22 protein-coding genes are annotated in these 26,610 nt (G+C 40.5%); 12 read left to right on the forward strand and 10 right to left on the reverse strand.

Annotated features, from left to right (window positions below):
- The first annotated feature begins 47 nt into the window (after window positions 1-47).
- The 8 genes from ANME2D_RS06100 to ANME2D_RS06135 all read left to right on the forward strand — a co-directional run bounded on the left by ANME2D_RS06100 (window position 48) and on the right by ANME2D_RS06135 (window position 9,959).
- On the forward strand, window positions 48-1,178 hold the full coding sequence (locus ANME2D_RS06100; protein ID WP_081810163.1) for a DUF354 domain-containing protein: 1,131 nt from the start codon (window positions 48-50) through the stop codon (window positions 1,176-1,178).
- Window positions 1,141-2,493, forward strand: coding sequence for a phenylacetate--CoA ligase family protein (locus ANME2D_RS06105; protein WP_157833985.1), 1,353 nt, complete (start codon window positions 1,141-1,143; stop codon window positions 2,491-2,493). Before ANME2D_RS06100 ends, ANME2D_RS06105 begins: the two co-directional genes overlap by 38 nt.
- Before the next feature lie 8 nt (window positions 2,494-2,501).
- Window positions 2,502-4,109, forward strand: a complete 1,608-nt coding sequence (locus tag ANME2D_RS06110) for a polysaccharide deacetylase family protein (RefSeq protein WP_048089849.1) — start codon at window positions 2,502-2,504, stop codon at window positions 4,107-4,109.
- Window positions 4,099-5,127, forward strand: coding sequence for a lipid II:glycine glycyltransferase FemX (locus ANME2D_RS06115; protein ID WP_048089850.1), 1,029 nt, complete (start codon window positions 4,099-4,101; stop codon window positions 5,125-5,127). Before ANME2D_RS06110 ends, ANME2D_RS06115 begins: the two co-directional genes overlap by 11 nt.
- Window positions 5,124-6,128 (forward strand): lipid II:glycine glycyltransferase FemX, encoded by a 1,005-nt coding sequence (locus ANME2D_RS06120; RefSeq protein ID WP_048089851.1) that lies wholly within the window; start codon window positions 5,124-5,126, stop codon window positions 6,126-6,128. The genes ANME2D_RS06115 and ANME2D_RS06120 overlap by 4 nt, the downstream gene beginning before the upstream one ends.
- Window positions 6,129-6,142: 14 nt before the next feature.
- Entirely contained in the window at window positions 6,143-7,273 is a 1,131-nt protein-coding gene (locus ANME2D_RS06125) for a carboxylate--amine ligase (RefSeq protein ID WP_048089852.1), read from the forward strand.
- 88 nt (window positions 7,274-7,361) lie between these two features.
- The gene (locus tag ANME2D_RS06130) at window positions 7,362-8,489 is read left to right on the forward strand and encodes a carboxylate--amine ligase (protein ID WP_048089853.1); all 1,128 of its coding nucleotides are present in this window, start codon (window positions 7,362-7,364) and stop codon (window positions 8,487-8,489) included.
- A 6-nt stretch (window positions 8,490-8,495) separates the two neighbouring features.
- Window positions 8,496-9,959, forward strand: a complete 1,464-nt coding sequence (locus ANME2D_RS06135) for an MATE family efflux transporter (RefSeq protein ID WP_048089854.1) — start codon at window positions 8,496-8,498, stop codon at window positions 9,957-9,959.
- A gap of 7 nt (window positions 9,960-9,966) precedes the next feature.
- Here the strand turns inward: ANME2D_RS06135 and ANME2D_RS06140 are convergent, their stop codons facing one another.
- From ANME2D_RS06140 to ANME2D_RS06150, 3 genes are all read right to left on the reverse strand, one after another.
- The gene (locus ANME2D_RS06140) at window positions 9,967-11,985 is read right to left on the reverse strand and encodes an LVIVD repeat-containing protein (RefSeq protein WP_048089855.1); all 2,019 of its coding nucleotides are present in this window, start codon (window positions 11,983-11,985) and stop codon (window positions 9,967-9,969) included.
- Between the two features lie 270 nt (window positions 11,986-12,255).
- Window positions 12,256-12,801 (reverse strand): hypothetical protein, encoded by a 546-nt coding sequence (locus ANME2D_RS06145; protein ID WP_048089856.1) that lies wholly within the window; start codon window positions 12,799-12,801, stop codon window positions 12,256-12,258.
- A 327-nt stretch (window positions 12,802-13,128) separates the two neighbouring features.
- Window positions 13,129-13,707 carry a nitroreductase family protein gene (locus ANME2D_RS06150; RefSeq protein WP_048089857.1) on the reverse strand — a complete coding sequence of 193 codons (579 nt, stop codon included), beginning with the start codon at window positions 13,705-13,707 and terminating at the stop codon, window positions 13,129-13,131.
- Between the two features lie 111 nt (window positions 13,708-13,818).
- On the opposite strand from ANME2D_RS06150, the gene ANME2D_RS06155 reads away from it, so the two are divergent.
- Window positions 13,819-14,361 carry a DJ-1 family glyoxalase III gene (locus ANME2D_RS06155; protein WP_048089858.1) on the forward strand — a complete coding sequence of 181 codons (543 nt, stop codon included), beginning with the start codon at window positions 13,819-13,821 and terminating at the stop codon, window positions 14,359-14,361.
- 38 nt (window positions 14,362-14,399) lie between these two features.
- Here ANME2D_RS06155 and ANME2D_RS06160 read toward each other — a convergent pair whose 3' ends face one another.
- The 5 genes from ANME2D_RS06160 to ANME2D_RS06180 form a co-directional block, all read right to left on the reverse strand.
- A complete protein-coding gene (locus tag ANME2D_RS06160) occupies window positions 14,400-15,554 on the reverse strand; it encodes a hypothetical protein (protein WP_048089859.1) in 1,155 nt (384 codons plus the stop codon).
- Between the two features lie 8 nt (window positions 15,555-15,562).
- Window positions 15,563-16,024: a hypothetical protein gene (locus ANME2D_RS06165; protein ID WP_157833986.1), complete on the reverse strand. Its 462-nt coding sequence runs from the start codon at window positions 16,022-16,024 to the stop codon at window positions 15,563-15,565.
- Window positions 16,021-16,347, reverse strand: a complete 327-nt coding sequence (locus tag ANME2D_RS06170) for a hypothetical protein (protein WP_048089861.1) — start codon at window positions 16,345-16,347, stop codon at window positions 16,021-16,023. The genes ANME2D_RS06165 and ANME2D_RS06170 overlap by 4 nt, the downstream gene beginning before the upstream one ends.
- A 776-nt stretch (window positions 16,348-17,123) precedes the next feature.
- Complete coding sequence (locus ANME2D_RS06175; RefSeq protein ID WP_048089862.1) at window positions 17,124-18,035, reverse strand: hypothetical protein; 912 nt, start codon at window positions 18,033-18,035, stop codon at window positions 17,124-17,126.
- A gap of 27 nt (window positions 18,036-18,062) precedes the next feature.
- The gene (locus tag ANME2D_RS06180) at window positions 18,063-21,194 is read right to left on the reverse strand and encodes a hypothetical protein (protein ID WP_048089863.1); all 3,132 of its coding nucleotides are present in this window, start codon (window positions 21,192-21,194) and stop codon (window positions 18,063-18,065) included.
- 274 nt (window positions 21,195-21,468) lie between these two features.
- On the opposite strand from ANME2D_RS06180, the gene ANME2D_RS06185 reads away from it, so the two are divergent.
- The 3 genes from ANME2D_RS06185 to ANME2D_RS06195 all read left to right on the forward strand — a co-directional run bounded on the left by ANME2D_RS06185 (window position 21,469) and on the right by ANME2D_RS06195 (window position 25,370).
- A complete protein-coding gene (locus tag ANME2D_RS06185; protein ID WP_157833987.1) occupies window positions 21,469-23,025 on the forward strand; it encodes a zinc ribbon domain-containing protein in 1,557 nt (518 codons plus the stop codon).
- 99 nt (window positions 23,026-23,124) lie between these two features.
- The gene (locus tag ANME2D_RS06190) at window positions 23,125-23,901 is read left to right on the forward strand and encodes a hypothetical protein (RefSeq protein WP_048089864.1); all 777 of its coding nucleotides are present in this window, start codon (window positions 23,125-23,127) and stop codon (window positions 23,899-23,901) included.
- A gap of 176 nt (window positions 23,902-24,077) precedes the next feature.
- On the forward strand, window positions 24,078-25,370 hold the full coding sequence (locus tag ANME2D_RS06195) for a sodium-dependent transporter (RefSeq protein ID WP_048089865.1): 1,293 nt from the start codon (window positions 24,078-24,080) through the stop codon (window positions 25,368-25,370).
- 5 nt (window positions 25,371-25,375) lie between these two features.
- Here ANME2D_RS06195 and corA read toward each other — a convergent pair whose 3' ends face one another.
- Together corA and ANME2D_RS18905 are read right to left on the reverse strand one after the other, a co-directional pair.
- Window positions 25,376-26,257 (reverse strand): magnesium/cobalt transporter CorA, encoded by an 882-nt coding sequence (corA, locus tag ANME2D_RS06200; RefSeq protein WP_320408809.1) that lies wholly within the window; start codon window positions 26,255-26,257, stop codon window positions 25,376-25,378.
- 24 nt (window positions 26,258-26,281) lie between these two features.
- The gene (locus ANME2D_RS18905; protein ID WP_320408807.1) at window positions 26,282-26,440 is read right to left on the reverse strand and encodes a hypothetical protein; all 159 of its coding nucleotides are present in this window, start codon (window positions 26,438-26,440) and stop codon (window positions 26,282-26,284) included.
- Window positions 26,441-26,610 lie beyond the last annotated feature (170 nt).

Genomic DNA, 26,610 nt, shown 5'->3' on the forward strand with positions numbered 1-26,610 from the left:
ACAACCCTCCTGCATATAGAAAAGTTAATAAAGGATTTATGCGTTAATTGGTTGTAAGAGTGGAGTTAATTGTAAGAGTGGAGTTAGTCGTGAGAGTGGTAATTGATATAGGCCATCCTGCCCATGTGCACTTTTTCAGGAATACAATAAGGAATCTTGAGAACAGGGGACATGATGTAAAGATCACAGCCAGAAATAAAGAAGTAGCTCTTATGCTGCTGAGTTTATACAGGCTTGAATACACCAATATTGGTGAGAACTATGATAGCATACTGAAAAAAGCCCTGGGAATGCCTGTGATAGATTATAAGCTTTATAAAACCATTAAAAGCTTCAAGCCCCAGCTTCTTATAGGAGTACATAACCCCTATGCTGCCCAGGTCGCTAAACTTACAGGTGCAAAGAGTTTAATTTTCACGGATACAGAGAATGTTAAAATAGCGAGCGCACTGACGTATCCTTTTGCCAGTACTATATGCACGCCTGCATGCTTTAGAGAGATACTTGATTCTGATAAACATGTAAAATATAATGGGTACAAGGAAATTGCCTATCTACATCCTGCATATTTTAAACCTGATGTTTCAGTTCTTGATTCTCTTGGTATATCCAAAAACGAGAAATTCACAATCATGCGGCTTATATCCTGGAGAGCCAACCATGATATAGGTCTGAAAGGGATTAAAAAAGAGGAAGAATTTATAAGAGAACTGGAGAAATCTGGCCGCGTTATTGTAAGCTCTGAGAGAGCACTCGATAAAAAGCTTGAGAGGTTTGCCCTTAAAATCCCTCCTGAGAAGCTTCATTCCCTGCTTGCTTTTGCGCAGCTCTACATAGGAGAAGGAGGTACTACAGCAGTCGAAGCAGCCATGCTCGGGACACCGGCAATCCACATAGAGGCTGATTCAAAAGGCAGGGCTACAGGCGAATCGAGCGGCAACTTCCTTGAACTGAGAGATAAGTACGATCTACTTTATTTCTATCCAGATACTGCTTCTGCCCTCAAGAGAGCAGGGGAGATACTTGAGGATAAAAATTCAAAACCAGAGTGGGGACGTAAGAGGGAGAGGCTGTTAAAGGATAAGATAGATGTAACCGCCTGGATGACCGATTTTATTGAAGGATACCCTGGGAGTTTTTATGAGTACAGGAGGGGGAGTGTACAGCAAAATTTTTAGAAATCTATTATTCCCGGTAATGGAGCTGTGTTATGGTACAAATACACAGCAGTATCTTTCATTGCTTTGCAAAACACAGTGGTGGTCAAGAGAAGGACTTGAAGAATTGCAGAACAAAAAACTCAGGGTGCTGATCAATCATGCATATACCAATGTTCCATATTATCATAAAATGTTTAAAGAGAGAAATATCCGTCCTGAGGATATAAAGAATAAGGATGATTTAGAAAAATTACCCATTCTGACAAAGGATATAATACGTAAGAACCTGCCAGAGCTTGTTGCAAGGAATATTAATAAGTCAAGGATTATAGAATTTCACAGCAGTGGCTCAACAGGCGAACCCATGAGGTATTATCTTGATAAAGGAGCATATTCCTCCGGATGGGCGCAGACATATCGCTGCTGGACATGGGCCGGGTATAATATAGGCGATCCGTATGTAAAGATAAGCCTGAACTCAAGAACAGCAGCCAGTAAAAAGATCCAGGACAGATTACTAAATACCTGTTATGTTTATGCTTCAGGAATTACTGAGAATAACCTGGGTCAGGAATTAAGCAGAATAAAAAAATGTAGCCCTAAGATCATCAGAGGATACGCATCGTATCTATATACTATATCGAAACTTATGGAGAATCTATATATATACTATACAGGAGCTAATATTGCGACCACCGGGGATATGTTATTTCCACATTACAGGGAGGCTATAGAAAGGCAGTTCAATTGTAAGATCTTTGATGGGTATGGTGGAGAAGGAACCCCGATCTCTTTTCAGTGCGAGAACCATAATGAATACCATATCTGCGATGAAGATGCGGTTGTAGAATTTATCAGAGAGGGAGAAAGAGTAGCACCGGATGAGATCGGCAAGATTGTTTTTACAAATCTCAATAACTATGCTATGCCGTTTATCAGGTACGATATAAACGACCTTGGAAAATCCTCTGAGGAGCTGTGCAACTGCGGTAGAGGACTATCCCTTATGAAATCAATTGAGGGCAGGGATACGGATATAATAATAACTCCTGCAGGTGGTTTTATAGTAGTACAGTTCTTTACGGTTCTATTTAAAAGCATTGAGGGAGTAGACCAGTTTCAGATAATCCAGGAAAGAATAGATAGAATAATTGTAAAAATTATTAAAAATGATAGATTTACAGCAGATGATCTACATAATATAAAGAACAAAATCCAGAGCAAAGTTGGGGGTGATGTAGAAGTGAATATAGAATTCGTTGATGAGATTCCATTATCGGGAAGGTCCGGGAAGCGAAAATTTATCATATCCAGAGTACCGCTGAGAATTTGAGATCCGATATGAGCATAACAATTAATTTTGCAAAAGACAGGTACTCTCTGTATGGCCTGAGAAGTTTCCTTATAAAATACGGTATTGATCTTACAAGCACAGATCAAAGATCACAGATACGGTTTGTTTCTTTTAATCATAATAGAATCAGTCTTAAAAATATAACCGGCTGGATTGAACTGGGGAATGAGAGATTACCTGTGTTTAGAGCTCCTCTTGACCTGGCTGATGAAGGGGATGCACTGCTAACATACTCAGGGGGTAATAGAAAATACCCATGTGCTGTTACTGCGGGCGAGGATATCATCATAGGCCTGGATATATTCGGGCATATAGGCTACAGCCTGTCGGGATACCTTGAGAAAATATGGATGCATATAGGAGGAGAAAAGAATGGGATAGTAAACATTCCATTTGCCGATTACTATGGTGAAATTTTATTTAATTCATTGCTCAATGCCCATAAGAGGTCAAACCTGCCCCTTGTACACAAGGCATTCTGGCCAGACGGGAAGAGATTTGCAGTCTGTCTGACACATGATGTTGATGAGATAAAAAAATTGTACCAATGGATAACCTATCCTCTCAGATTTGCCGCCAGATATGACCTGAGGGGTATCTATAACCAGTCATCCTCATTTATACATAAGATCAGGGGAAAAGAACCGTACTGGACTTTTGAGAGGATAATGGAACTGGAGAGTAAGCTTGGTGTCAGATCCTCTTTTTTCTTTCTTAATGAAACAGGGAAAGTAAAACTGCTTGATAAAAAAACCTGGAGGCACTCCGGCAGAAGATACAGTTTTAATGACCCGAAAGTTGCAAGTATGATAAAGGAACTGCATTCAAAGGGATGGGATGTTGGTCTGCATGGTTCTTTTTATTCACATAACGACTTTGAGAAAATACAAAAAGAAAAAGAAGCACTGGAGGGTGCACTTGGTAGTGAGGTCCATGGCATCAGGCAGCACAACCTTAATCTTAGCATCCCCCAGACATGGCTGCATCAGGAGAGGGCAGGGCTTGAGTATGATACTACCCTGGGCTTCAATAACTGTATTGGCTTTAGATGGGGCACATGCTTTCCGTTCAGGCCTTTTTACGCACATGAGGACCGCGCTCTTTCTATCCTTGAGATCCCTCTTGTGATCGAGGATCTTCCTTTTTACAGGTACAAAAACCCATGTGTAGAGGGATTAAAGGTTCTAGGAGAAGTGGAGAGGTCCGGGGGTGTAGGCACATTGCTGTGGCACCACTCAGTATTTAATGATTATGAATTCCCGGGATGGAGTGCTCATTATGAGAAAATGATAGAGTACTGCAAGAAAAAGAATGCCTGGGTTACAAGCGCCAGGGAGATCTCCAGATGGTGGATATGGAGAGAAAAAACAAGCTTTGAGTGGGATTATGAAGGTACATGCCTGAGAATAATCCCTTATCCAAAGGAGAAAAACCATTTCCTGAATGTTTATCCACCTGAAAAGATGATTGTTAAGAAAATCTCCAATGCCAGGGTTACCGGGACAAATGGGGATCTATTTTCAATCCGAACAGATAGTCTTAGAAATAATGAGTGTGTAGAGATAGAATTCACGGAGTGGAACCATGGAAATTGAGTCGAGAATCGCTGATGATAGCGATGCTGAACTGTGGGATAGGATAGTGGAATCTTCACCCCATGGCACTGTATTCCATACATGGAAGTGCCTGAAGATATTAGAGAAATATTCTAAAACAAAGCTGTACCCTGTAATAGTACAAAGGGGCATTGAACCTGTAGGGTGCATTCCCCTCTTTTACCAGAAAAAACTGTGGATGAAGCTTCTATTTTCCCCCCCGCCCCATGTAGCCATCCCCAGGCTTGGACCTGTATTAGCGGGTTATGATGGATTAAAGCAGCATAAAAGAGAATCAATTACTATAGAATTCCAAAAGAGTGTTGATGAATTTATATTCTCCAGCATAAATCCGGATTACCTTGTCTTAAGTTCTGCGTCTTTGCAGGACTCACGCTGCTACAAGTGGGGAGGATACGATGTTGAACCGACATACAATTACATCTTCTGCCTGAATGATGAGTTAGATAAAATATGGTCGAATATCAGAAAAAACACAAAACAGGATATAAAAAGAGCGCAGAGGCGTGGTATCTCTGTAAGGGAGGGCAATAGAGAGGATATGCTGCGTGTCTATGAGCTGCTGGTGGAACGATATGCCGAGCAGGGAAGGAAAGTCCACGTCCCAAAAGACTATCTGCTTGAGATGTACGATGCACTCTACCCCTACAATCTCAGGGTGTTTGTGGTAGAGCATGAGGGGAATGTTATTAGCGGTTCAATTGATGTTTATTTTAAACATTCAGCCGCTGCATGGATAGGTAATGTTAAGGCAGTTGAGCACGCTAACGATTTATTAGACTGGGAATGTATTAAATGGGCATATGATAATGGCTTCAAGTATTACAGGATAACAGGAACCGCAGGCGATAGAAGGCTTTATAGCTCTAATTCAAAATTCAATCCAGACCTGGTAGTTACTTTTTTGGCAGAGCGATATTCTTCCTCTATATCAAAGCTAATTACTGATATTGTTAGAAAAAACGTTAGTGTAAAGAGGTGGGTGAACAAGATATGACCCTGGAGATAAAGGTAGCCGGTGAGTCGGATGTAGAGAAATGGAATAGTGCAGTAGCATCATCATCGCATGGAACATTATTTCATACATGGGAATGGCTTAAGATCGTACAAAACCATACCAGCAGTGTCCTTTATCCTCTAATGGCCTACAGGGGCGAAAACCTGGTCGGAATCTATCCAGTATTTATACAAAAAAAAGGATTTTTTAATATTGCCTTCTCACCTCTTCCTAAGGCATATCTCCTGTACCTGGGGCCGGTTATCATGGATTATGATAACTTGAAGCAGAATAAAAAAGAGAGTACTTTTATGCAGCTTCAGGAAGAGATCGATAGATTTCTCTTCATGAAACTCAAATGCAAGTATGTCAGGATTCGCTCCTCCCCTGGCCTGTTTGATTCAAGACCTTTTATATGGGGCGGATACCAGGTAGAACCACTATACACCTATCGTATTAATCTTACCGGTGGCGTAGATCGTGTATGGGAGCAGTTTGATAGAAAGCTCAGAGTAGATATTAACCGGGCGATTAGAGAGGGTGTCAGGGTAGAAGAAGGGAATAAAGAGGATTTAAGATTTATACGCTCCTCCCTGTACAGGAGATTTGAGAGGCAGGGTTTTAAGCCATCAGACCATAGTAGATATCTATCAGAATTATATGATACATTTTATCCAGACAACCTGAAGATTTTTATTGCTACATACAAAGGAGAGAAAGTAGGAGGTATGATCTCTCTGTGCTACAGGGATATCATGTACCTGTGGGTGGGCGTGCCAAAATCAGATCTAAAAGGAATATCTCCTAACGACCTGGCACAGTGGGAAGCTATAAAATGGGCATGTAATAATGGATACAGATATTACGAGGAAATGGATGGCGGCGATGATCCAAGATTGCGGCATTTTAAATCAAAATACAATCCTGAACTTGCTATATGGTATTCAGCAGTTAAGTACTCATCATATATTTATAAAATAGCAAAAGAAACTGTAAAATAGGGAGGAAGAAAAGAATGAATGCGGTTATCATAAATGGTGAGTTTAATGTTGCTCTATCTGTTTTGAGATCTCTGGGAAAAAAGGATATAGATACTACTGTAGTTGCAAGTGACAGGTATGCACTGTCATTCTATTCAAAATACTGCAACCATAAGGCAATATCTAACTACAATATTGATTTTTTCAAGAGAATGTCTGGGGAGGATATTATAATGCCTATGGATGAGGATGTTATGCTGCTTCTTGCTAAGAATAAGCAGAGACTGAGATGCAGACTGCCATTCTCTGAATACTCTACTCTTGAAAAAATCATTAACAAATCTTCATTGATCAGGCATGCCATGGAGAATAAGATTCCCTGCCCTAAAACATGCTTTGTTAATGGTTCAGATACTTTAGATGGGGTAGCAAAAGAACTTGATTTTCCAGTTGTAATAAAACCTAATAGCGGAACTGGCGGGAGTGGAATAGCAATAGTAGATTCACCAGAAGAACTAAAAAATACTTACAGGCATGTTTTAAAAAATTATGGCCCGGCCTCTATTCAAGAAAAAATTCCTTTTAAGGAAAAATATAAAGTACAGGCCCTGTTAAATAGCGATTCAAAGGCAAGGAGAGTTACCGTATTAAAAGTACACAGGGCATATCCACTGGTAACAGGGCCTTCAGTTTTTGTGGAAACCGTGGAGCGGCCGGATCTAGTAAATTATAGTTTAAAGTTGCTTGAATCCCTGAATTATTATGGTATGGCTGATTTTGATTTTGTGATAGATGAACGCAATAAAAAGCCAGTATTAATGGAAATAAATCCGAGGTTCTGGAAATCAATTCAGGCAGCAATTACATCCGGGGTTGACTATCCGTATTTATTATATAAAATGGCAATAGAGGGGGATATCGATGTTTCACTTAATTACAAACTCGGGGTAAAGTGTCGTTTTGCCATATTTAATGACCTGTATCGTTTACTGACAGTATTAAGGGGAAACTACCCTCTCTCTTATAAACTGACCAATCTGGTTGATTATCTTAAATTTCACCAGGATGATTCATATTACATCTTTGAATTAGAGGATGTTAAGCCATTTCTGGCTTTAATCCCGATCAAACTACACAGAAAATTTGGGGCAAAGAAGGATACATAAGGGGTGATTTAATTCTGTATATTAAATTGAAAAGCACTGGTAAGAGCGGTACTGAGCATAGAACAGGACTAATGGAAAGGAGCAAAAGATGAGTGCAGTAATCACTGCTGGTGACGGTAACACTGCTTTAGCAATAACAAGGTCTCTTGGAAGAAAAAAGATAGACACTACTGTAGTTTCAAGTAATAGATACGCGTTAACTTTTTTTTCGAAATATTGCAGTCGCAGGATAGTATCTAATAACCATATTGATTTTTTTTCAAAGCTATCTGATAAAGATGTTGTAATGCCTGTGGATGAAGATCTGATGATGCTTCTGGCTAAAAATAAGGCAAGATATAAATGTAGATTACCATTTTCTGATTACCCTGTTCTTGAAAAATTAAGTAATAAATCCTCACTGGTTAAACATGCAATAGAGAATAATATCCCCTGTCCTAAAACATACTTTGTTAATGGCTCAGATAATTTAGACAGGGTAGGAAAAGAGATTGGTTTTCCACTTTTGATAAAACCTGATAGAGGAACCGGCGGGAGAGGAATAGCAATAGTGGATTCGCCAGAGGAATTAAAAAGTGCTTACAAACATGTCCTGAATAATTATGGTCCCCTGATTATTCAAGAAAAAGTTCCATTTAAGGAAAAATATAAATTGGAATTTTTGTTAAATAGAGATTCCAAGGTCAGGAGAGCGACTATATTAAAAGTAATCAGGACTTATCCTTTAAAGACAGGGCCGTCAACCTTTGTAGAAACTGTAGAGCAGCCCGATGTATTAAAGCTGGGCATGAGGTTTCTGGAACATCTGGATTATTACGGTGTAGCTGACTTTGATTTTGTAATAGATGAACGCGATAAGAAACCAAAACTATTAGAAATAAATCCGAGGTTCTGGGGCTCAGTGCAGGCAGCTATTGCGGCCGGGGTTGATTATCCATATTTGCTATATAAAATGGAGGAAGAGGGAGATATAGATGTTTCACTCAGTTACAAAACAGGATTAAAATGCCGCCATCCCGTATTTTCTGATTTATATCATTTACTCGCCATATTAAAAGGTGAATATCCTGTCAATTATAAACTAACTGAATTAATAAATTATATTAAATTTCATGAGGATGATGCGTATTACATCTTTGAGCTTGAGGATATTAAACCATTCCTTGCCTGGATTCCAATAAAATTCCTTAGAAGGTTAAAGCGTATAACATTCTGAGTACATATGAAGAAGACATTAACGTTCTATTCAATCCTTTTTATACTATTTGTAGTCCTGCAAAGAGGGGTAGGCGCACTGACAAAGGTCGTGCTTGCAAATAGCATAACGCCTTATGAATATGGAATTATAACGCTGGTGGCGATCTCACTGCCTGGAATGTTCCAACTGGTATCCACCCTCAATTTTTTTTACATACTGTCCCATGCTGGTGAGGGCAAGAACTATTTCGGATCAGCAGTGGCTTTTAGTCTACTGGTAACAACCCTCTTAGCTATTATTTTGCTTATATATAATAAAGAATTTTTTAATTACCTAAACCTGCCTATGGAGAGATGGGAACTTCTCTATATCGTGATCATAAGTTCGCTTCTTTTTATTAGCATAACCGTGGTCTTCCAGGGACTTTTTAAGGGATTGAGAATCTACTCTATGCCAGGGATAATAATGACCCTGCCATCGCTATTCAGATTAGCGGTTGTATTCATTCTAGTTTATATACTCAATATAAACTCTTTTGCTATAGTAATTCTTATTTTTGCTCTCTCTAACGCCATTCCTCTGGTATATATATCATTATCAGAGCGGTTCAGGAGTTATATTAGCATGATTCGGCCGATCAACATCCCGTCAAAAAGGATGTTTGTCTTTGGCGCCTCGCTCTTCATTGTTGGCTCTTTTTCTTCAATGGGGCAGTACATAATTAAAATTGTCCTGAGCCATGATCTGGGCGTTGTATGGCAGGGCTATTATGATGTTTCTTTAACTATCGCTTCTGTTCTGCTCTTCTCAGTGGGCACTATGAGCTACGTATCCGTACCAGAAGCAACAAATCCGAACAAAAATACTATTTATGAAAAAGGAGGGTTAGGTGATGTAACAAGAGGGCTGTTCTCTCTGCTGGTCTTTCTGATAATAATACTGTACTTCTATGCAGACTACATCGTGGTAAAATTTTTTTCAGAAGATTATATACTTGCATCCGAGTATGTATTTATATTAGCGATAGGCTATCTTTTCAATTTTATTCAGATATTCCTTGCAAACTTGAATCTATCTTTTACCAAAAATGCAAAGGATTACATATCACTTACCATTAGAAGCTTTTTTCTCCTGCCTTTGTTCTTTTTCCTGACCAGATTCTTAATAAATTTTTTTGAAGGATACGGCTATGGAAATGGATTTGTGGGAGCATATATATCCTATACAGCTCTTTTGAGCCTGTATACACTGTTAACCATACATTACTCCAGTGATCTCTCCCCTCTTAAGATTCTCCTGCACAGGATAGATCGGCTTATTACGTCGCTTACAGTCACATTCCTGTTTTTATATTATATAGATCCACCCGTCCTGATAGGGATTATTACCTCAGCCGCTCTATTTACATTACTGGTTATCAGCTCAGGTTACCTGAGCAAAACAATGTTCCTTGAGATCATAAGAGGCTCAAAACCAAGCCTGCAATAACTATACTTTAATCTGCAATTGGCACAGAGAGGATATATGCTCCTGCTTTGCCAGCAGCAACAAACAGCTTTCCATCAGAGTAACGTATATCTTCTGCATTCTCTGGCAGGTCAAAGGTATCTATTAGCTTTATGTTTGATGGGTCTGTAATGTCAAACACCCGGATATCTCCTGTAGGCCCCCCGGCTGCATAGGCGATGTTATTATAGATATCGACTGAGCGACCAGACCATGCGCCTGAATAATCTATCTTATTAAGTAGAACAGGGTTTGCTGCATTACTTATATCGAGTGTAACTATGCTGCTCCCGGTAAGAGCAAATGCAGTATTTCCGCTGATTGCAACATCTTTATAAGCTACTCCAGAATCGAATACACTTACAGGCACAGGATTGGTTTTTTCGCTTATATCAAATATATGCAGTCCTCTGCTGCCGCCTGCAACTGCGGCTAATAAATAGTCCTGGCCGTATTTTGCGAACCTGCTTTTTGAGGTATTATATGCTGATTTTGATACATATACAAGCTTTTTCGGGTCGGACATACTGATAACTCCCAGTGATTTGGTGGGGTAATAGATAGAGGTGTACAGATAATCCCCGTCTGGCAGGGCATTACCATCAATATTATCCCCGTAGCGGTTCACCACAAGCTCAGGATTTTCCGGGTCAGTTATATCAATCGTATTAAGCCCTCCCCAGTCAGATGCAGCAAACAGGTAATTACCCTGTATCTCTACACCCTCATTTCTCCCCCCGCTATTAATAAATGCAACTTCTCTGGGCTCTGCAGGGTTGCTCACATCCACAACCCAGACTCCATCGTTATGGGCACCTATGTAGAGGTAATTATCTTTTAACGCTACTGAATCCGCACCACCAACCACAGGTATTGTTACCATTAATCCTGGTTCTTTTACATCTGATGTATCATATATGACCAGACCCTTGGATTCGGCTGCAACAAATGTGTATCTGGATGTCGGGAATATTCCCTCAATATATCCTTTAATACCTGTTCCTTTGCCAATGATTTTGATATCAGGTGGATTGGAGATGTCTATTATATCGAATCCCTGATACCTTACTGACACGTAGGCATAGTTATCAAGGATCTTGATATCATTGGCATTGATGCCCATCAGTTTTGTCACACCAATGGGATTTTCCGGGTCTGATATATCCACAACATGCACGCCCTTATGGTACTCGGCAACATATGCGTATTTTCCTTCCACAGCAACACCGGACAGGCTACTATTTCCAGAGTCTGCAGACCAGCTTCCCCTTATCGATGGATTTACTGGATCTGTAATATCTATAATATCCAGCCTGTTATCAGATTCCATGGCAACGTACAGATAGTTATCAGATGTTGTGAGTCTTCTGGGTCTGTTATAGCCGCCAAGTTTAAGTTTAGCTGCAAGCACAGGATTTTTCTTATCAGATATATCAACTACTAATACCCCGGCACCCGGGGCTGAGAGAAAAGCGTAATTCCCTTTGATCTCAACATCACGCAGTTGTGCTGATTTCGATGTAAGCGGCTCGATGTATGATACCATAACTGGTGAAGATGGGCTGGAGATATCAAGAATAACAAGCCTCTTCGTGTTCGCTATGTACAGATAGCCTGAGTCGATATACAGTGCTCTCACAAGATATTCCGTATTAATTCTAAAAACGTAATCTTTCCAGTCAAGCTGCGCTATTTTGCTTTCGGATGAGGTATCATATACCCTGACCTCAGTGCCCTGACCGGCATACAGGTAACCATTCGCCTCCACCATATCAAACGAATTTCCATTTCCAAGGTGTCCGATCTTCTGGATCTTTGAGGTAATAACTGTCGGGGTCTGTACTGGTGCTGGCTCCGGGGTTACAGTCGGAGCAGGCGGGGGATAGGTCTCTTCTCCTGTCTCAATGAAGAATATGGCAGCAACACCCGCTAATACAATTATAGTTATGACTATTGCCTTCTCCAGTTTTGTTGAATTCCGAAGCCATTTAAGGAATCTGTTATACATTTATAAATCTACTATTCAATTTAATTTACAAGCTATCCCACTGAGCAATTATGAAATGGACTATGATTGAATAAATACTTTATTATCAAAAAATGTAGGAGGATAGTGGGTAGTTGGGGATTGTGGTGGTTGGTGGTGTAAAAAAAGTTTATTTTACTACCCACTATTGATTCGTAGATATGCGAACTTGATATATATAGTTTACGTTCTTTGTAAACTTACGCTTCTTTTGAAAAAAAAAGACTAAAGCCAGGGTTCCAGCTTCAGTTTTTAATTACGCCGCTTCAACAGGAAGAGCAATGCCAATAATCCAGCCAGGGAGATTATAAACCCGAACCCAGGAGCAGACGGAGTTGGTGTTGGTGTAATTATCTCGTCCGGAGTTTCTTCAGGAGTCTCTTCTGGAGTTTCTACTGGTGTTACTTCCGGAGTCTCTTCAGGTGTCTCTTCTGGTGTTACTTCCGGAGTCTCTTCTGGAGTTTCTACTGGTGTTGGCGTAACCATGTCATACGGGGTTTCCATCGGTGTTGGTGTTACGCCCGGGGTTCCTGTTGTATCAGGCGGAGCCCCTATAGCCATCAGAGCTGCACTGGGATCTTCAGCATAGTTTGGTTGGTCTCTAAAACTACTCCCATAAGTAGTCAAATCTGCTGCAGCTTCTGGGCTTGCAGGTGCTGGGTTAACATGACATGTACCGCATGTACCTTCACCATACACTGCAGTTAGATTTGAAAGATATTCGGGTCTTGCTAAGGCATCCGGTGCCCCAATAAAAGCTACGATTAGTAGTATTACAGGTATTATTTTCCTATTCATTTATTCATCTCCCTTCTATACATATCTTATATCTTTTATTCTCTGTTTTGTTTAGTGATTTCGTGCAAATGTCTCTTTTACACAGGATTAACATCTAAAGCAGAGAATCATACATTAACATAAAATCACTGATTTGATATAAAAACATCGAAAGTTTTTAGGATTGTTTTAGTTTTTTAGCATATATAAATGCTAATTTTTGTTTTTTATAGTTTATAACGATACAATTTTCTATTTAACTCCCGGATACTGCCCCGAATGCTCATATATACTTTATTCATAATCATCATAGTTATCAATAAAAAAAGATCTAAACTAAAGAAGGGGTTATTTTAACCAGATAATTTCTGGCTTGCTTCTTTCAGGCATCTTGATTTCGCCTTTCGGATAGCCGAATATCAGCGGTGCAACAGCTTTATAGCCCTCCGGAGCGCCGAGTTCTTTTAAGAAAGTCTCGTCCATGAGTGCAGGCAACACGCCCCCAACCCAGCAGCTTCCAATACCTCTGGAGTGCGCTGCCAGCATCATGTTCTGTGCCGCCATAGCGCAGTCCCAGTCGGTTGTCATCATGTTTTTATTCCCGAGGATAATCACAAGCACAGGTGCTCCGTAGAACATATCCGTGCCCTTTGTTTTAAGAAAGACGAGAAATTCCTTTGCATTTTGTGATGTGTCTTTAAACGGATCAATTAAAGGGATCATAGCCTTCTTGCCGTTTTCCGAGATCTTTCTCATAACGTCTTTATTCTCTATTACTAAAAAGCTCCAGGGCTGAAGATTAAAACCTGAAGGAGCATACTTTGCGCAGTCGATGAGGAATTCAATCTCCTCCTCCGGTACAGGATCGTCCCTGTATTTTCGAACGCAACGCCTTGTTTTTATTATTTCGATTACATCTTTCAACATTACCACCTTTATCTTAAATGGTTCTTAATATTAAAAACCATATCGCTCATAGCTTTCTTAAAATGGCGAAGGTATTTAACACTAAATGAAATAGATATCGTGGTAATCAATATGATAAAAGCACTGGTTCTAATGGCAGAGGGCTTTGAAGAGATTGAACTCTCAAGCATAGTAGATATACTGAGAAGAGGCGGAATAACAGTGACAACGGCTGGTTTAAAAGGCGGAATCATAACAGGGTCCAGAGGTATTAAAATACAGCCTGACTCGTCGCTGGATAGCATTAAAGAGTTGTATGATATTGTAATATTACCTGGCGGCTCTCCAGGATACATAAATCTTGGCAGGAACAAACGGGTTCTGGATCTGGTGAACAAATACCATAACGAAGGAAAGATCGTTGCAGCTATATGCGGGGCTCCTTCTGTGCTGGCAAAATGTGGTCTCCTCTCCGGACGGAAGGCAACCATTTATAAAGGGATGGAAAACGAGTTAAAAGGCGCGGAGTACGTAGTTGAACAGGTTGTTGAGGATGGAAATATAATAACCTCACAGGGTCCTGGAACAGCTATCAGGTTTGCTTTAACAATATTAAAGAGGCTCACAGACGAGGAAAAAGCAGGAGAGATTCAAGATCAGTTAATGTTCAGGTGAATGAGAGATAAACACTTTTTAAATGTCTGCTGCCATAATTATACCTCAGGCTCAAAATAATGCAGCATCACAGTAAAACCCGCCTCATGTGCATCTTTTGCAACTTTAAGTATGCGCTTTGTCTTTTCTTTCATATCAGGCTCAATATCAGGTCTTGAAAGCAGCCTCTCGCACTCCTCAACCAGTGGCTCAGGTTCCTGCTCGTTTTCCATTGCATAGAGTTCCATTAGACCTGAGAGAACGGGAAAATCGCCGAGATTTCTTACTTTCTCAACATAGTCCTCAAGCTCATTTTGTGTACCGAATTCCTCATCAAGAGAGTCGGGATCCATATTAACGATGGTTACTGAGCCGCAAGTATCGTATTTACCGGGCGGGAGATCTAATTTTTTTGGTTTTTTGATTTTGGCTGGCGTTTCCGCCTGTAGAGGAGCTTTTTCTGCGGTGTAAACATCGGCAAAATACTCCTTCAAATGGAAATAATAAAGGTATCCTTCAAGTTTGTCCCTGTTCTCTCGCAGGCTTTTTATGTATTCTTCGATACCTGCTTTTGCCTTTTGGAGATTTTCCTGGGTTGGTTCTAATTTGTATTCGCATAATGGGACAAGGGCTTTAGGGAGGGCATATTCTACCTTTCTCCACATCTCGCCGGATTTTTTATACTTATTCAGGTAAGGGATTACCTGTGTCAGAGGTTCATATGCTTCTTCGTATCTTCCAAGGTTCAATAAGGCATAACCGCGCCACAGGTATCCTACTGCAATTTCGTCATAAAGTCTGTATTTAATTCCCGCTGCTATGTCTTCATCTGATTGATAGCAGTTCTCAGCAGCCCACTCGAAGAGCTGGTTGGCTTTTTGCGGATCGGTTTTTGCGAGGTTGAAGTAGATTCCCTTCCTTAATTGATATATTCCTTCTTCAACTAAGGAACTTGTACTTTCTTTATCTTTTCCAGTCGATTCCTCAATTCTTGATGTAGGCACGCGAAAAGTAGTAAAGTATTGAAACATTTTCCTTGATTTTTGTTCATCACTCCAATATTTGTATATTACTGCTAAATTGTTATAACATCTTGCAGTTTTTGATTCGACTTCCCTTGGAAATTTATCATATGCACCTTTTTCCTTTAAGTAAATCTCGCATCTATTTTGCTCATTTTTTATAAATTCAATAAACTTTTTATTGTTTATCATGATGCCTCTTACTTATTCACTGCTATGACAACGATATCAACAGTTCCTGTAATTTCTTCTCCAGTTATAGAATCTTTGAACTTATACGGCAGACTCGCTGGCAGATTCAAATTATCCTTTATTGCCTGGCTTTTCGGTCCATTAAGATAGAGAATAAATTGCTTCTGAACGTTTTCGTTCTTAAAGTAATCTTCTCCAACGTCCTTAACCACATATTTTGCATTAAACTCAAGGGCATCTGTTAATTTATTAGGTTTAATGTACCTATCTAAATTGCCCAACGTCAAGCTCTGCCTTGCCTTAGCCTCCACAATCTTCAGCACAGTCCCATCGAGCACTGCATAATCCACGCCGCCTTTATTGATATGTTTCAGATCAATTATAGTAGTACATAATGAGTGTATATTGCTTAAATTAGATAACTTACTCAATAAAGAGTTTCCATCGAATGGATGCAACATCTCTATCACACTGGTTCGACTGCTTTTAGATCAAGTCGTGCTCCTTTAAGTCTAATATAATCACCTTTCTTGAATATTTTAAGACGCTCTTTACTGAAAAAAATGCTTAATTTACCTACTCCTATATTCAAAACAGCATGTGGAATCTCCTCCATCTTTTTATCGATGGGTACAATAATATCTTCTATATATCCATATATATCAGCATATGGACCTTGGTATTGGTTCTGGTTTATTGAAATTGGTATAATTTTTAATTCTTTTTTATCTGTTTTCTCAATCAAATCTGCAACATAGATTAAAACTTTTAAATATTTTAATTTTCCTAACAAATCGTCCTTTCAAAGTTTTTTTGAATCGTCCAATGCCAGTTTTGTACCATCATCTAATTCGACTATTATATCCTGGGTATAGATTTTCTCCTGATAAACACTTAGAACCTATCCGAAAAATCAATCAATAGTATATTTCCGAACGAACCACAGAGTCGACTATGAACGCTGTTCATAAATGAACATGAAAAAGACGATTAACAACGAACTCAAAACGAACTTAAACGAACTCATAAGCCCGAGTTCGTTTAAGTTCGTACCAGTTCGTTGTTTATATTAGCTCAACCACATCGGAATCTAAGATGCAGTATAGTTGAACTTTTTCATACCAGGACACAGAGGGCACGGAGACGTCTCTGTGTTCTCTGTGCTCTCTGTGGTTTTAACTTTTCGGATAGACTCTTACATGTATAATTTTAATTATGCGAGCCTTTAGACTCCCACTTTCTTCATGGTTCATAAAGGTACTCCTGGGCGAGCGGTTACTACATACCCATTATCGCCAACTAAGACAGATAGCTTCTTTCTATCAGTATTTGGCACTTCGTAAACACGCCATATATTTCCATCAACCATTTTTGGCTCCTTCTAAAATAAGATTTTGAATCCTACTTTCATCTGCATATTCTGAACCAGAGATCAGGAACTGATTACCAGACGGGTTTATTACATGATTATCTCTGATATGAGCCCAACCAGATCCATCCGCGTTACGTGTACATGTCGTAGCGCCATTTACCGAGTTTGCCATCTTTTAACGTAGCTCATCAATAAGTTCACTCTTTGACTTTTCGAATATCCAATCTTCCTACTGCTTTAATATAATCCCCTATTTTTAGATTCGAACCCTTTGGTATTTTTACTGCAACAAAAATACCACAATCTACTATTACATATTTGTAATGATAGTCTTTTTTTATGTAGTTCGAACCCTTCTTTACCTCGCAATAAAATTCAATTAAAGGAACAAATTCTACTAATTTACCAGAAAGATAACAATATTCTTCGTATCTTTCTACATTTTTGATCTCTTTTTTAATTTCACTAGTTTCAGTTAGTACAGTGGGTAGTAATGAAAGCATCACATTATATTTCTCTCCTACAAAGAAAGTACCTTTTTCTTCAAAATCACTAACGAAACACTTTAGTTCACGTCCCCTAATATTGATTATAATACGTTCTCTGGATTTTTTGAGATCTAGTCTACCTTCTGCTTTAATATGATCTCCAATTTTAAAATCATAGTCTTTTGGCATTTCTATAGCAACAAAAATGCCGCAATCCACAATACCATCTTTATAATCAACATATTCTCTGATATAGTAGCCATCTATTGCATCATAATATAAGCTCACTAATGGAGTAAAGTCGACTATTTCGCCAGAGAGTGTATAATGAGTTTCATATTTTTCTCCTTTTTCGATCTCTTTTTTAATCTCGTCAGTTTTAGCTAGTTCGGTAGTCAGTAATGAAAGTACCACATCGCACATCTCTCCCTTAAAAAAAGGACCTTTTTCTTCAAAATCACTAACGAAACACTTTAATTTATTTCCTTTAATGTTGATAATAACATTTGCTGTGATCTTCTGAATGTCAAAATCTTTAACATCGATGATTTCTACCTCTAAGGAGTATTTATCGTCTTCTACATTCACTATTTCTATCTCTTCGGAGCGCATCTTATTCATTTAATCACCTATAAATGGAATGCAAATTTATTTTATCTCATCTGGGAATGCAGTTACTACATTACCTTTACCAATGCCACCCATTTCAAAGGGTCTGTCGCTTACAACAACACTAAAATCGTGTAATGATCCGTCTTTGGCTGTGAATTTCTTCGTATATTTATATTGGTCTCCCGGTATTGATTTGGCTATCTCACCATACTTTATAGTGTCAAAAATCATTTCTTGAACTTCTTGTTCTGTTTTTGAGCCAAATTTATCGATTATTTGTGCCCAATGCACTTCCTTAATCTTCGTCCATCCCCAAGTACTTGTTCCCTCCTCCAGCCACCTTACTTCATCATCGCGCTTGGTAACACCAATGGTCTTTCTCAAATCTCTATTATTCTCAACCACTTTCAGAATATCATCAGCAGTAATGTCCCCTTTCTTCAAGGCGCTCACAGCACCGCCATAGATAGCATCCAATGCCCCCAATTTAACACCTTCGAAAGGCACGTATTTCAACACGTATCTTGCCAAAACCTTACCAACATCGATAGCTTTGCTCGGATATTTAGTAATAAACAATCCTACAGCTCCGCTAACCTTGACAGCATCTCCTAATCCTGAAAATATACCTGCTGCATTCAGTGCCGCGCCAAGCGCATCTCCATTTATAAACGCCTGCACAGCATCCCTTGCATCAGCTACTGCTCCTGCTACAGGTATTAATGAGAAGCCTATCCAGCCCACTAAGTAATAGGGTGAAGATGCTATATCGCCTACTAACCAGTTCATGCCTCCGCCTTCGATGCCCGTTTCTCCGAAGACCGCACCGAGTATGATCGCCCTTCCTATTTCAAGAGCACCAGCTTCTGGAGTAGCCGTTTGTGGGATAAGCGGCTCCGGATCCACGTTATCAGGAATGCCGTCGAAATCCGTGTCAGAGTTTAAAGGATTAATTCCCAGTGCGATCTCGTCAGGGTCATCTATTCCATCGCCATCACTATCCACCAGCGTTGGCTTACTGTTAATCTTGAAATACTTCTTTCCATCAACTTCAACGAGTACTCCAGCCTCTTCCCCATCCGACAGTCCATCGCCATCCGTATCAGGATCATACGGGTCAGTAAAGTACCAGTTCCCAAGCCCATCCCTGAACCCTCCTGTCTCCAGGGCATCAGGGATGCCATCGCCATCTGTATCTGCATGTTGGGTTTCTTCAGCATAAACCAAAACATATGTAGCATCCGCAGAATTATCTCCATAGTAATCGTCTTTATCCCAGATTCCAATAGGCCCGCCCTGATGTGTAAACTCTAAAATACCTGCTGCAACCCTCAGTGCGCTCACAGGTGAGTCACTGTTTCCATATCTTACGTGCATTCCATAGTTCCCTGAGCCATAAGACTTTGCCCTGTTGCACCAGGCGTAAATCGGTCCGCCATCTATGCCAGTTTGATCTGGGCATCTGGGAGTACCACCACCTGACCAATGATGATACCAGCCTGATGCGTTTATTCTGTACAGGCCAGGCAGGAATGAAGCACTTCCATTAAACCAGTTTGTTCCACCATGTCTATTATTGGTAATACGAATAGTCCACGAATTGTAAACAACATCACGCCCTGTATTCATTTCAGCCTCGAACAGGGCATTCCATGCAGGTACGTAAAAGATCGCGAACACAGAGAAGTGTGATGTTGTTCCTGTGACCGTGCGATTATCAGGATCTACTGTTGATTCTATCTGGATAAAGGTGCCAAGAGTCTCATTGAAATAGAAAAGAGAGAGGTTTGCAGGATCGCTTACTTTATCTGGATTGTAAGGCAGGCTTATCCTGGCTGTTTCAAATGATCTATTCAGGCTGAGATCAACAACAGGACTTACAAGTGCAGAGACGTTATTGAGATATCCTGAAGCAACATTATATATCTTCAAATCTCTTGCCAGGTCTCCTCTACCTGTAATTGATACCCTGACATCGAGTGTATCGTGAGTTTTTACAGAAGTATAGACCTCATCCCCGTCCAGGATACCGTCGCCGTCTGTGTCAGGGTTTAAGGGATCTGTACCAAGGCGCAGTTCACTGTCATCATCCAGACCGTCGTTATCTGTGTCTTTCAGAAGTGGATTCGTGCCTATGCTTACCTCAAAGCCGTCTGGCAATGAATCCTTATCTGTATCGCTGACAAGGGGATCTGTTCCGAGCGTTTGTTCCTGAAGATTGGTAAGACCGTCGTTATCTGGATCTTCTTCTGCATCGGGTATTCCGTTGCTGTCTGAGTCGACTGAGCGAATGTCAGTGAGAAGACCCAGCTTCATCAATTCAAAGTAATCAGTTAGACCATCGCCATCCGTATCTTCTTTGAAGGGATCTGCTCCTATGCGATATTTTACAAACACGGGTAGCTGGCCTCCCAGCATCTCATAGCCGTCTTTAATTCCGTTCCCTGCCTCGTTCTCCTGTGTTAATGAGGAGTCTGAATCAGGGTTTTGCGGATCGAATCCCAGCAGTCTCTCGTAGTATTCGGGAAGCATGTCCCCATCAAGGAGAAGGGTGATGGATCTTGTCCGTCCGATTGAATCTACGGCACTGATGGTGATGTTGTTTATTTCAACAAGATCTACGATTGTTGAGAAATTCTGATCTATGACCGGTACTGTGAATGCCGCTCCGTTGTGAGTTAAAGTGATACTGGTTACTGCTGCCTCGGCTATGGTGCCTGAGACTGTGATTGGCTGGTTTGAGGCTGTGTCGTCGGATGGGGAAAGTATGGTGATTAATGGTGTTTCGTCTTCTATCCAGAGCGTGGTATGGCTTCCAGGGCTGCTTCTTACCTGAATTTCCAGTTCATTTTTTTCTTGGACTGCTATGTTCTTTTCTATCAGGCGGATGTTTTGATTGAACTCGTTTGTCCTGACTACTGTTTCTCCGTTGAGCCTGATTAAAGAACTGCTGCTTTGATTGTTTTCTTCATCGCCATTCTGGATGTATAAGGTATAGTTACCGTTTATTCTGCTAAGTGAGAAATTATCCTGGACTGTGGCAGGTGCACCATTGGTCCGCTCAAACTTAACAGGGCCATAAACAATTGAGGCTGTTGCTGCAGGGCTGAATGTCGATACAAGAATTAATGCTATGACTATATACGAAGTGAAGGGCCTATGATCCATACCTAATACCACAGCTATACGTAGATTAATTAAGATATATATAATTATTGATTATAATTATAATGATGATATGTAGGTTTAGGACAGGAGAATACTGATGACAGAACGTTAGGGTCAAGGGGTGAGCGCAAGCTCCCGATTTTAATCGTGGAGTAAGCGAACCCCTTGTAAGAGCAGCTATAGAAAGCATAATAAGAATAGCAGAATAACAGCCGCCGACACATATATATATGTATTCAAAGATTATAATAGTTATTGTCCAAGAAGTACAGTTATGAAAACTACAACTCCATCGTTCATATTAGAACTGCCCTTAAAAACAACTACGGTACAGGAATCCACTATACTGGTACGATTGGACGCTGGAAGGCAGTTATATAATGCGTGTCTTGGGGAATCCCTTAAACGTCTGGATTTATTGAGGCAGTCAAAAGAGTATCAGCAAATAAGAACCCTTCCAAAGGTAAAAAGCATGACCGAAGCGTTCAATGCACTGAACAAGAAGTTTGAGTTCACGGAATACGATATTCATCATTACGCTGCTGGAATAAGACATAGTTGGATTCAGGATCATATCAATATCCATATAGCTCAGAAACTGGCTACAAGAGCCTTCAAAACCGTCCAGAAAAAGTCATTCGGAAAAGCAAAGAACGTCAGGTTTAAGGGCAAGAACCAGTTCGATACTTTGGAAGGTAAAAACAACGAAACTGGACTGATATTCAGGAACAATACCTTATACTGGGCAGGTCTTGAGATATCCTGCATAATCGATGAGAAGAGCGATGTAATAACATATGGGTTGGGTCACGAAATCAAGTATTGCCGTATTGTCAGAAGAAAGATCAATTCTAAGAACAGGTTCTACGTACAGCTCATCCTTGAAGGAACTCCATACCAGAAGTCTAAAAATAATATCGGTACAGAAGAAATAGGATTAGATGTAGGTCCCAGTACGATAGCCATAGTTGGAGACACCAAAGCCGAGCTAAAACAGTTTTGCAGCGAGATAGCACCAAAACAGAAAGAAAAACGAAAGCTGCAAAGGAAACAGGATAGGCAGAGAAGGGCCAACAATCCGGAGAATTATAACGAGAACGGTACTGTCAGGAAGGGTAAGAAGAAATGGAAGAAATCAAATCATTATAAGAAAACAAGCAGCGAACTGGCAGAACTTGATAGGAAGTTAGCTGCCCATAGAAAGTCCCTTCACGGAAAAGATATCAACGAAATAATAGCCATGGGAACGAGGATTACCACTGAGAAAATTCCATATACAGCATGGCAGAAGACGTTTGGAACATCAGTTCTGATGAGAGCACCATCAATGTTTATGAGTAGTCTCAAACGAAAAGCTGAAAATGCTGGGGGCTACCTGATAGAATTCCCTACGAACACAACAAAACTATCTCAGATATGCCATATTTGTGGAGAAGCGCTTCCGAAGCCGTTGAGCCAGCGATGGCATATATGCTGTGGTATAGAGATGCAGAGGGACTTATACTCAGCATTTCTGGCTAAATGTGTTGATATAGAAACAAGCTCCCTTGATATAGCCAAAGCGAAACAACTTTGGCCAGGTCTGGAACCAGTCCTGAGCGAGGCGGTATCAAGGGTTATTCAATCTGCAAATGGCGGGAAAGTTCCTTCCAGCTTTGGCGTTCCAGCAAAAGGGCTGCCGAAGGCGCCCGCATGTTGCGAAGAGACGCAGTCTCTCGACCAGAGACAGAGCGGATCGCCCGTTAAACCAGTAGCGACTGTAACTGAGGCTGCGGATGATGTAATCAGAGATAATATCTACGAAGATGAGAGCCGCAGAGAGGTTATATGAACGCTGGAATCTCCAGCCGAAAGAAGGGAGAGGTCTCAAAGTGCAATTGCCATAATTTATAGGGTAAATTTATCACAAATTGTAGATATCTTGAGCATTATGAAAAATTTATCCGAAAAGCCGGACCAGTTCTCACAGAAAATTCCAGTTAACACCGGCAGAGAAACCCCCTCTCTCAGATCATCCTGGTCCAGCCTGTTTAAAGCCACTTACCATTGGATCATTCAGCATGACGATAGTAAAATTTTCGTGGTGCTGTACATTGCCCTTGCCGTGGTGTTGAGCATATTCATCAGCCTTTTCTGGCTGGTGTTTGTGGTATGGGTTCATTTGATATTCGAATGGTTACGGCAGAGGCATTTACTGCCGGATGGGGTTTTTCAAATATTCGCACGGGTGCTCTGGGAACTCAAACTGGATATTGCCCTTATCCTTTTTGCTTTCGTCGTAACCGTATATATGGAATTTATTCTGGGCGTAGCCGGTTTGAGTGCCGCCTCCCGGCTGGGCCAGGCCGGCCAGATCGGGTTGAAAGGCGGAACCAAATTCGCCGGCTGGCAGCGGGCCATTCGCGGATTCTTATTGTCTGTGGATGATGCCGCGCAGGTATTGCGGTCGATGTCGGGAGTAAAAAAATCCGGGGCGTCGAATAACCCGAATAACCCGGAGGCAAAACATATTTCCCAATCAGTGGATCGTCCTGAAAAAATTTGTAGATGGGGTGGTTGGCAGGCTAAATGGTCATGCTGGGATCGGATTTCTCTGGCTTTTGCAGCTCTATGCTTTCTGCTGCTGGGAATCGCACCATGGATTACGGAGCATACCTTTTTCACAGTCCTGCAGGCGATCTCTCTGGAATTGCGCCCTTTCCCGTAACAACGTGCAATAAGTATATATGTTTCAATGACAATTCTAATCGAAGCCTGAGACAATATCAAATACAGCCATCCGTGATTGATTTTTATGCATTTATACAATGTTATAAGAACCTGTAGCGGTAGCGGTTTGTCCGGCATAGTACAATTAAAAATTTAAAAAATTTGAATAATATCATGCAGCGAGAAAAATGGTCATCAAGCATGGGCTTTATCCTGGCGAGTATAGGCTCTGCTGTAGGTATAGGTAATATCTGGCGTTTTCCATACATCGTGGGCATAAGCGGAGGCGGGGCATTCCTGATCCCATATCTGATCGCTATTTTCTTATTCGGCCTGCCTTTGATGATTCTTGAGTTCGCACTGGGAAGACATTTCAGGGCCTCAGTGGTGCCAACCTTCAGCACTATCGGGAAAAGATTCAGATTTGCAGGTTTCTTCATTGTCTTTATCATGGTCATGATAGTTAGCTACTACCTTGTGATTACAGGCTGGGTGCTTGCTTATTCCCTCTTCTTTATTCTGGGAGATCCTATCTCTTTCTCCCTGTTCACGGATTCTTATTATCCACTGCTGTTCTTTTTAATCTCAGGCGGGATATCCTTCCTTGTAGTCAGGGCGGGTGTCAGGAGTGGTATTGAGAAACTTTCAAAATTACTCATACCAATTTTGCTTATAATTCTGCTTATGTTACTGGTTTTTTCCCTCTCCCTACCAGGCGCAGCGCGCGGGGTAGAGTTCTATCTCACTCCAGATTTCTCAAGGCTATCTGATCCTATTATATGGACAGCAGCTTTCGGGCAGGCGTTTTTCTCTCTGAGTGTGGGCGTAGGCATAATGCTCACCTATGGCAGCTACATGCGTGATGAGAATATTGTAAAAAGCGCCAGCATAATTACAGTATCCGATCTTCTGATCGCGATCATAGGAGGACTTGTGATATTCCCCATCGTCTTCTCCTTTGACCTTGACCCGGCAGCAGGCGTACAGCTTGCTTTTGTGACACTGCCTCCTGTTTTTCAAGAAATGGGTTTTGGAGTTATCCTGGGTGCTATGTTCTTTTTACTTCTGTTCTTTGCAGCCCTGACCTCTGCAGTTTCCATGATGGAGGTACCTACGGCTACTCTAATTGATTTCTATGGTTTTGAGAGGAAAAAGGCCACCTCGATGGTCTCAGTCATTATCATTTTTATAGGACTACTCTCGGCCTTAAGCTATACTCCCCTCAGATTACAGCTATTCAGTGTACCAGTTTTCGATACCATGGACTTTGTCTTCGGCACTCTTGGTATCATAGCGGCCGGATTGGTTTTGAGCATAATCGCAGGATGGTTTTTTGATCTTGGGATCATATGCAAAGATATTGGATGCAGCCTGAGGATGCAGAGGTTTCTTATGCTCGTCATTAAATTTTTCATACCGGTTATACTTTTCGTCAATCTTGTGGTAAGAGTGATCGGATTTGTTTAGTTCCATTATAGCCATTTTTTCCTTCTGAAATAAACAAGCATTGAGACACTGACTACCATTATGATGACCCACACCACAGGATAACCCCAGCGCCATTTAAGCTCAGGCATATATTCAAAATTCATTCCATAAACACCTACTATAAAGGTCAGAGGAATAAATATTGTAGCCATAATAGTCAGTATCTTCATAATTTCATTAGTTCTATTGCTGATACTGGAGATATAAATATCAAGCATACCTGAGAGCATCTCTCTGAGCGTCTCGATCGTATCAATAATCTGGATTATATGATCATAAACATCTCTTAGATGGATATCAGTATAATCATGAATAAGCAGTGAGTCGCTCCTCTCAAGTCCACTTACCACCTCTCTTAATGGCCAGACCGATTTACGCAAAAGTATCATCTCTCTTTTTAAATTTTGAATAGCCTTTAATGCCTCTGGCGTGGGATTGGCTACCAGGTCTTCCTCGATATCTCCTATCTTCTCCCCGAGTCTCTCAAGGATTATAAAATAATTATCGACAATTGTGTCCATTAGAGCATAAGCAAGGTAATCTGCCCCCATCCTCCTGATACGGCCTTTGCCACTTTTGATAATCTCTCTTACGGAATTAAAAATATTCAATTCCTTTTCCTGGAAAGAAATAACAAAATTCTGGCCGAATATTAAACTGACTTGCTCTGTTAGTATTCGATTTGCTTTTCCTTCATAATAGAGTATTTTTAAAACTATAAATACGTAATTCCCAAAGTCCTCCATTTTCGGGCGCTGCTCTGTGTTCAGAATGTCCTCAAGCAGGAGAGGGTGAAGGTTAAGTTGCTTTCCAATTTTTTCTATAATCTCAACTTGATGAAGACCATCTATGTTAATCCACGTGATTGCTGGCTTATCTCTGAGGGGAAATCATTCCTCAATTGTTTTTACCTCTTTTTCCTGAAAATGCGCTTCATCGTAATCAATGATTGTAATCTTTACCCTCTCGGTCTTCCTCTTACCTATATGGATTAAGGTTCCTGGAGGAAGACCAGCTTTTTTTGATCGTCTGTTAGTGTATTTTGCCATTACATTCTACCTCACGCTTAAAAAGGGATAAATTGGATAACATATCAAGAGCACCGGGGTAATACATCAAATATAAGTACATACAATATAAGTATAAGAAGTATATCCTCAGATTATAAATACATACGTAATATATGTGTATGAGAGAGTTGGCAGATTAAGAACAAAGA

This window comes from Candidatus Methanoperedens nitratireducens (assembly GCF_000685155.1).
GTDB classification, from domain to species: domain Archaea; phylum Halobacteriota; class Methanosarcinia; order Methanosarcinales; family Methanoperedenaceae; genus Methanoperedens; species Methanoperedens nitratireducens.

What these genes read in the sequence shown, in the direction of transcription:
- ANME2D_RS06105 (WP_157833985.1), top strand. Translation starts at nt 1,141, where the DNA reads ATGAGTACAGGAGGGGGAGTGTACAGCAAAATTTTTAGAAATCTATTA.
- ANME2D_RS06110 (WP_048089849.1), top strand. Translation starts at nt 2,502, where the DNA reads ATGAGCATAACAATTAATTTTGCAAAAGACAGGTACTCTCTGTATGGC.
- ANME2D_RS06115 (WP_048089850.1), top strand. Translation starts at nt 4,099, where the DNA reads ATGGAAATTGAGTCGAGAATCGCTGATGATAGCGATGCTGAACTGTGG.
- ANME2D_RS06120 (WP_048089851.1), top strand. Translation starts at nt 5,124, where the DNA reads ATGACCCTGGAGATAAAGGTAGCCGGTGAGTCGGATGTAGAGAAATGG.
- ANME2D_RS06125 (WP_048089852.1), top strand. Translation starts at nt 6,143, where the DNA reads ATGAATGCGGTTATCATAAATGGTGAGTTTAATGTTGCTCTATCTGTT.
- ANME2D_RS06130 (WP_048089853.1), top strand. Translation starts at nt 7,362, where the DNA reads ATGAGTGCAGTAATCACTGCTGGTGACGGTAACACTGCTTTAGCAATA.
- ANME2D_RS06135 (WP_048089854.1), top strand. Translation starts at nt 8,496, where the DNA reads ATGAAGAAGACATTAACGTTCTATTCAATCCTTTTTATACTATTTGTA.
- ANME2D_RS06140 (WP_048089855.1), bottom strand. Translation starts at nt 11,985, where the DNA reads ATGTATAACAGATTCCTTAAATGGCTTCGGAATTCAACAAAACTGGAG.
- ANME2D_RS06145 (WP_048089856.1), bottom strand. Translation starts at nt 12,801, where the DNA reads ATGAATAGGAAAATAATACCTGTAATACTACTAATCGTAGCTTTTATT.
- ANME2D_RS06150 (WP_048089857.1), bottom strand. Translation starts at nt 13,707, where the DNA reads ATGTTGAAAGATGTAATCGAAATAATAAAAACAAGGCGTTGCGTTCGA.
- ANME2D_RS06155 (WP_048089858.1), top strand. Translation starts at nt 13,819, where the DNA reads ATGATAAAAGCACTGGTTCTAATGGCAGAGGGCTTTGAAGAGATTGAA.
- ANME2D_RS06160 (WP_048089859.1), bottom strand. Translation starts at nt 15,554, where the DNA reads ATGATAAACAATAAAAAGTTTATTGAATTTATAAAAAATGAGCAAAAT.
- ANME2D_RS06175 (WP_048089862.1), bottom strand. Translation starts at nt 18,035, where the DNA reads ATGAATAAGATGCGCTCCGAAGAGATAGAAATAGTGAATGTAGAAGAC.
- ANME2D_RS06180 (WP_048089863.1), bottom strand. Translation starts at nt 21,194, where the DNA reads ATGGATCATAGGCCCTTCACTTCGTATATAGTCATAGCATTAATTCTT.
- ANME2D_RS06185 (WP_157833987.1), top strand. Translation starts at nt 21,469, where the DNA reads ATGAAAACTACAACTCCATCGTTCATATTAGAACTGCCCTTAAAAACA.
- ANME2D_RS06190 (WP_048089864.1), top strand. Translation starts at nt 23,125, where the DNA reads ATGAAAAATTTATCCGAAAAGCCGGACCAGTTCTCACAGAAAATTCCA.
- ANME2D_RS06195 (WP_048089865.1), top strand. Translation starts at nt 24,078, where the DNA reads ATGCAGCGAGAAAAATGGTCATCAAGCATGGGCTTTATCCTGGCGAGT.
- ANME2D_RS18905 (WP_320408807.1), bottom strand. Translation starts at nt 26,440, where the DNA reads ATGGCAAAATACACTAACAGACGATCAAAAAAAGCTGGTCTTCCTCCA.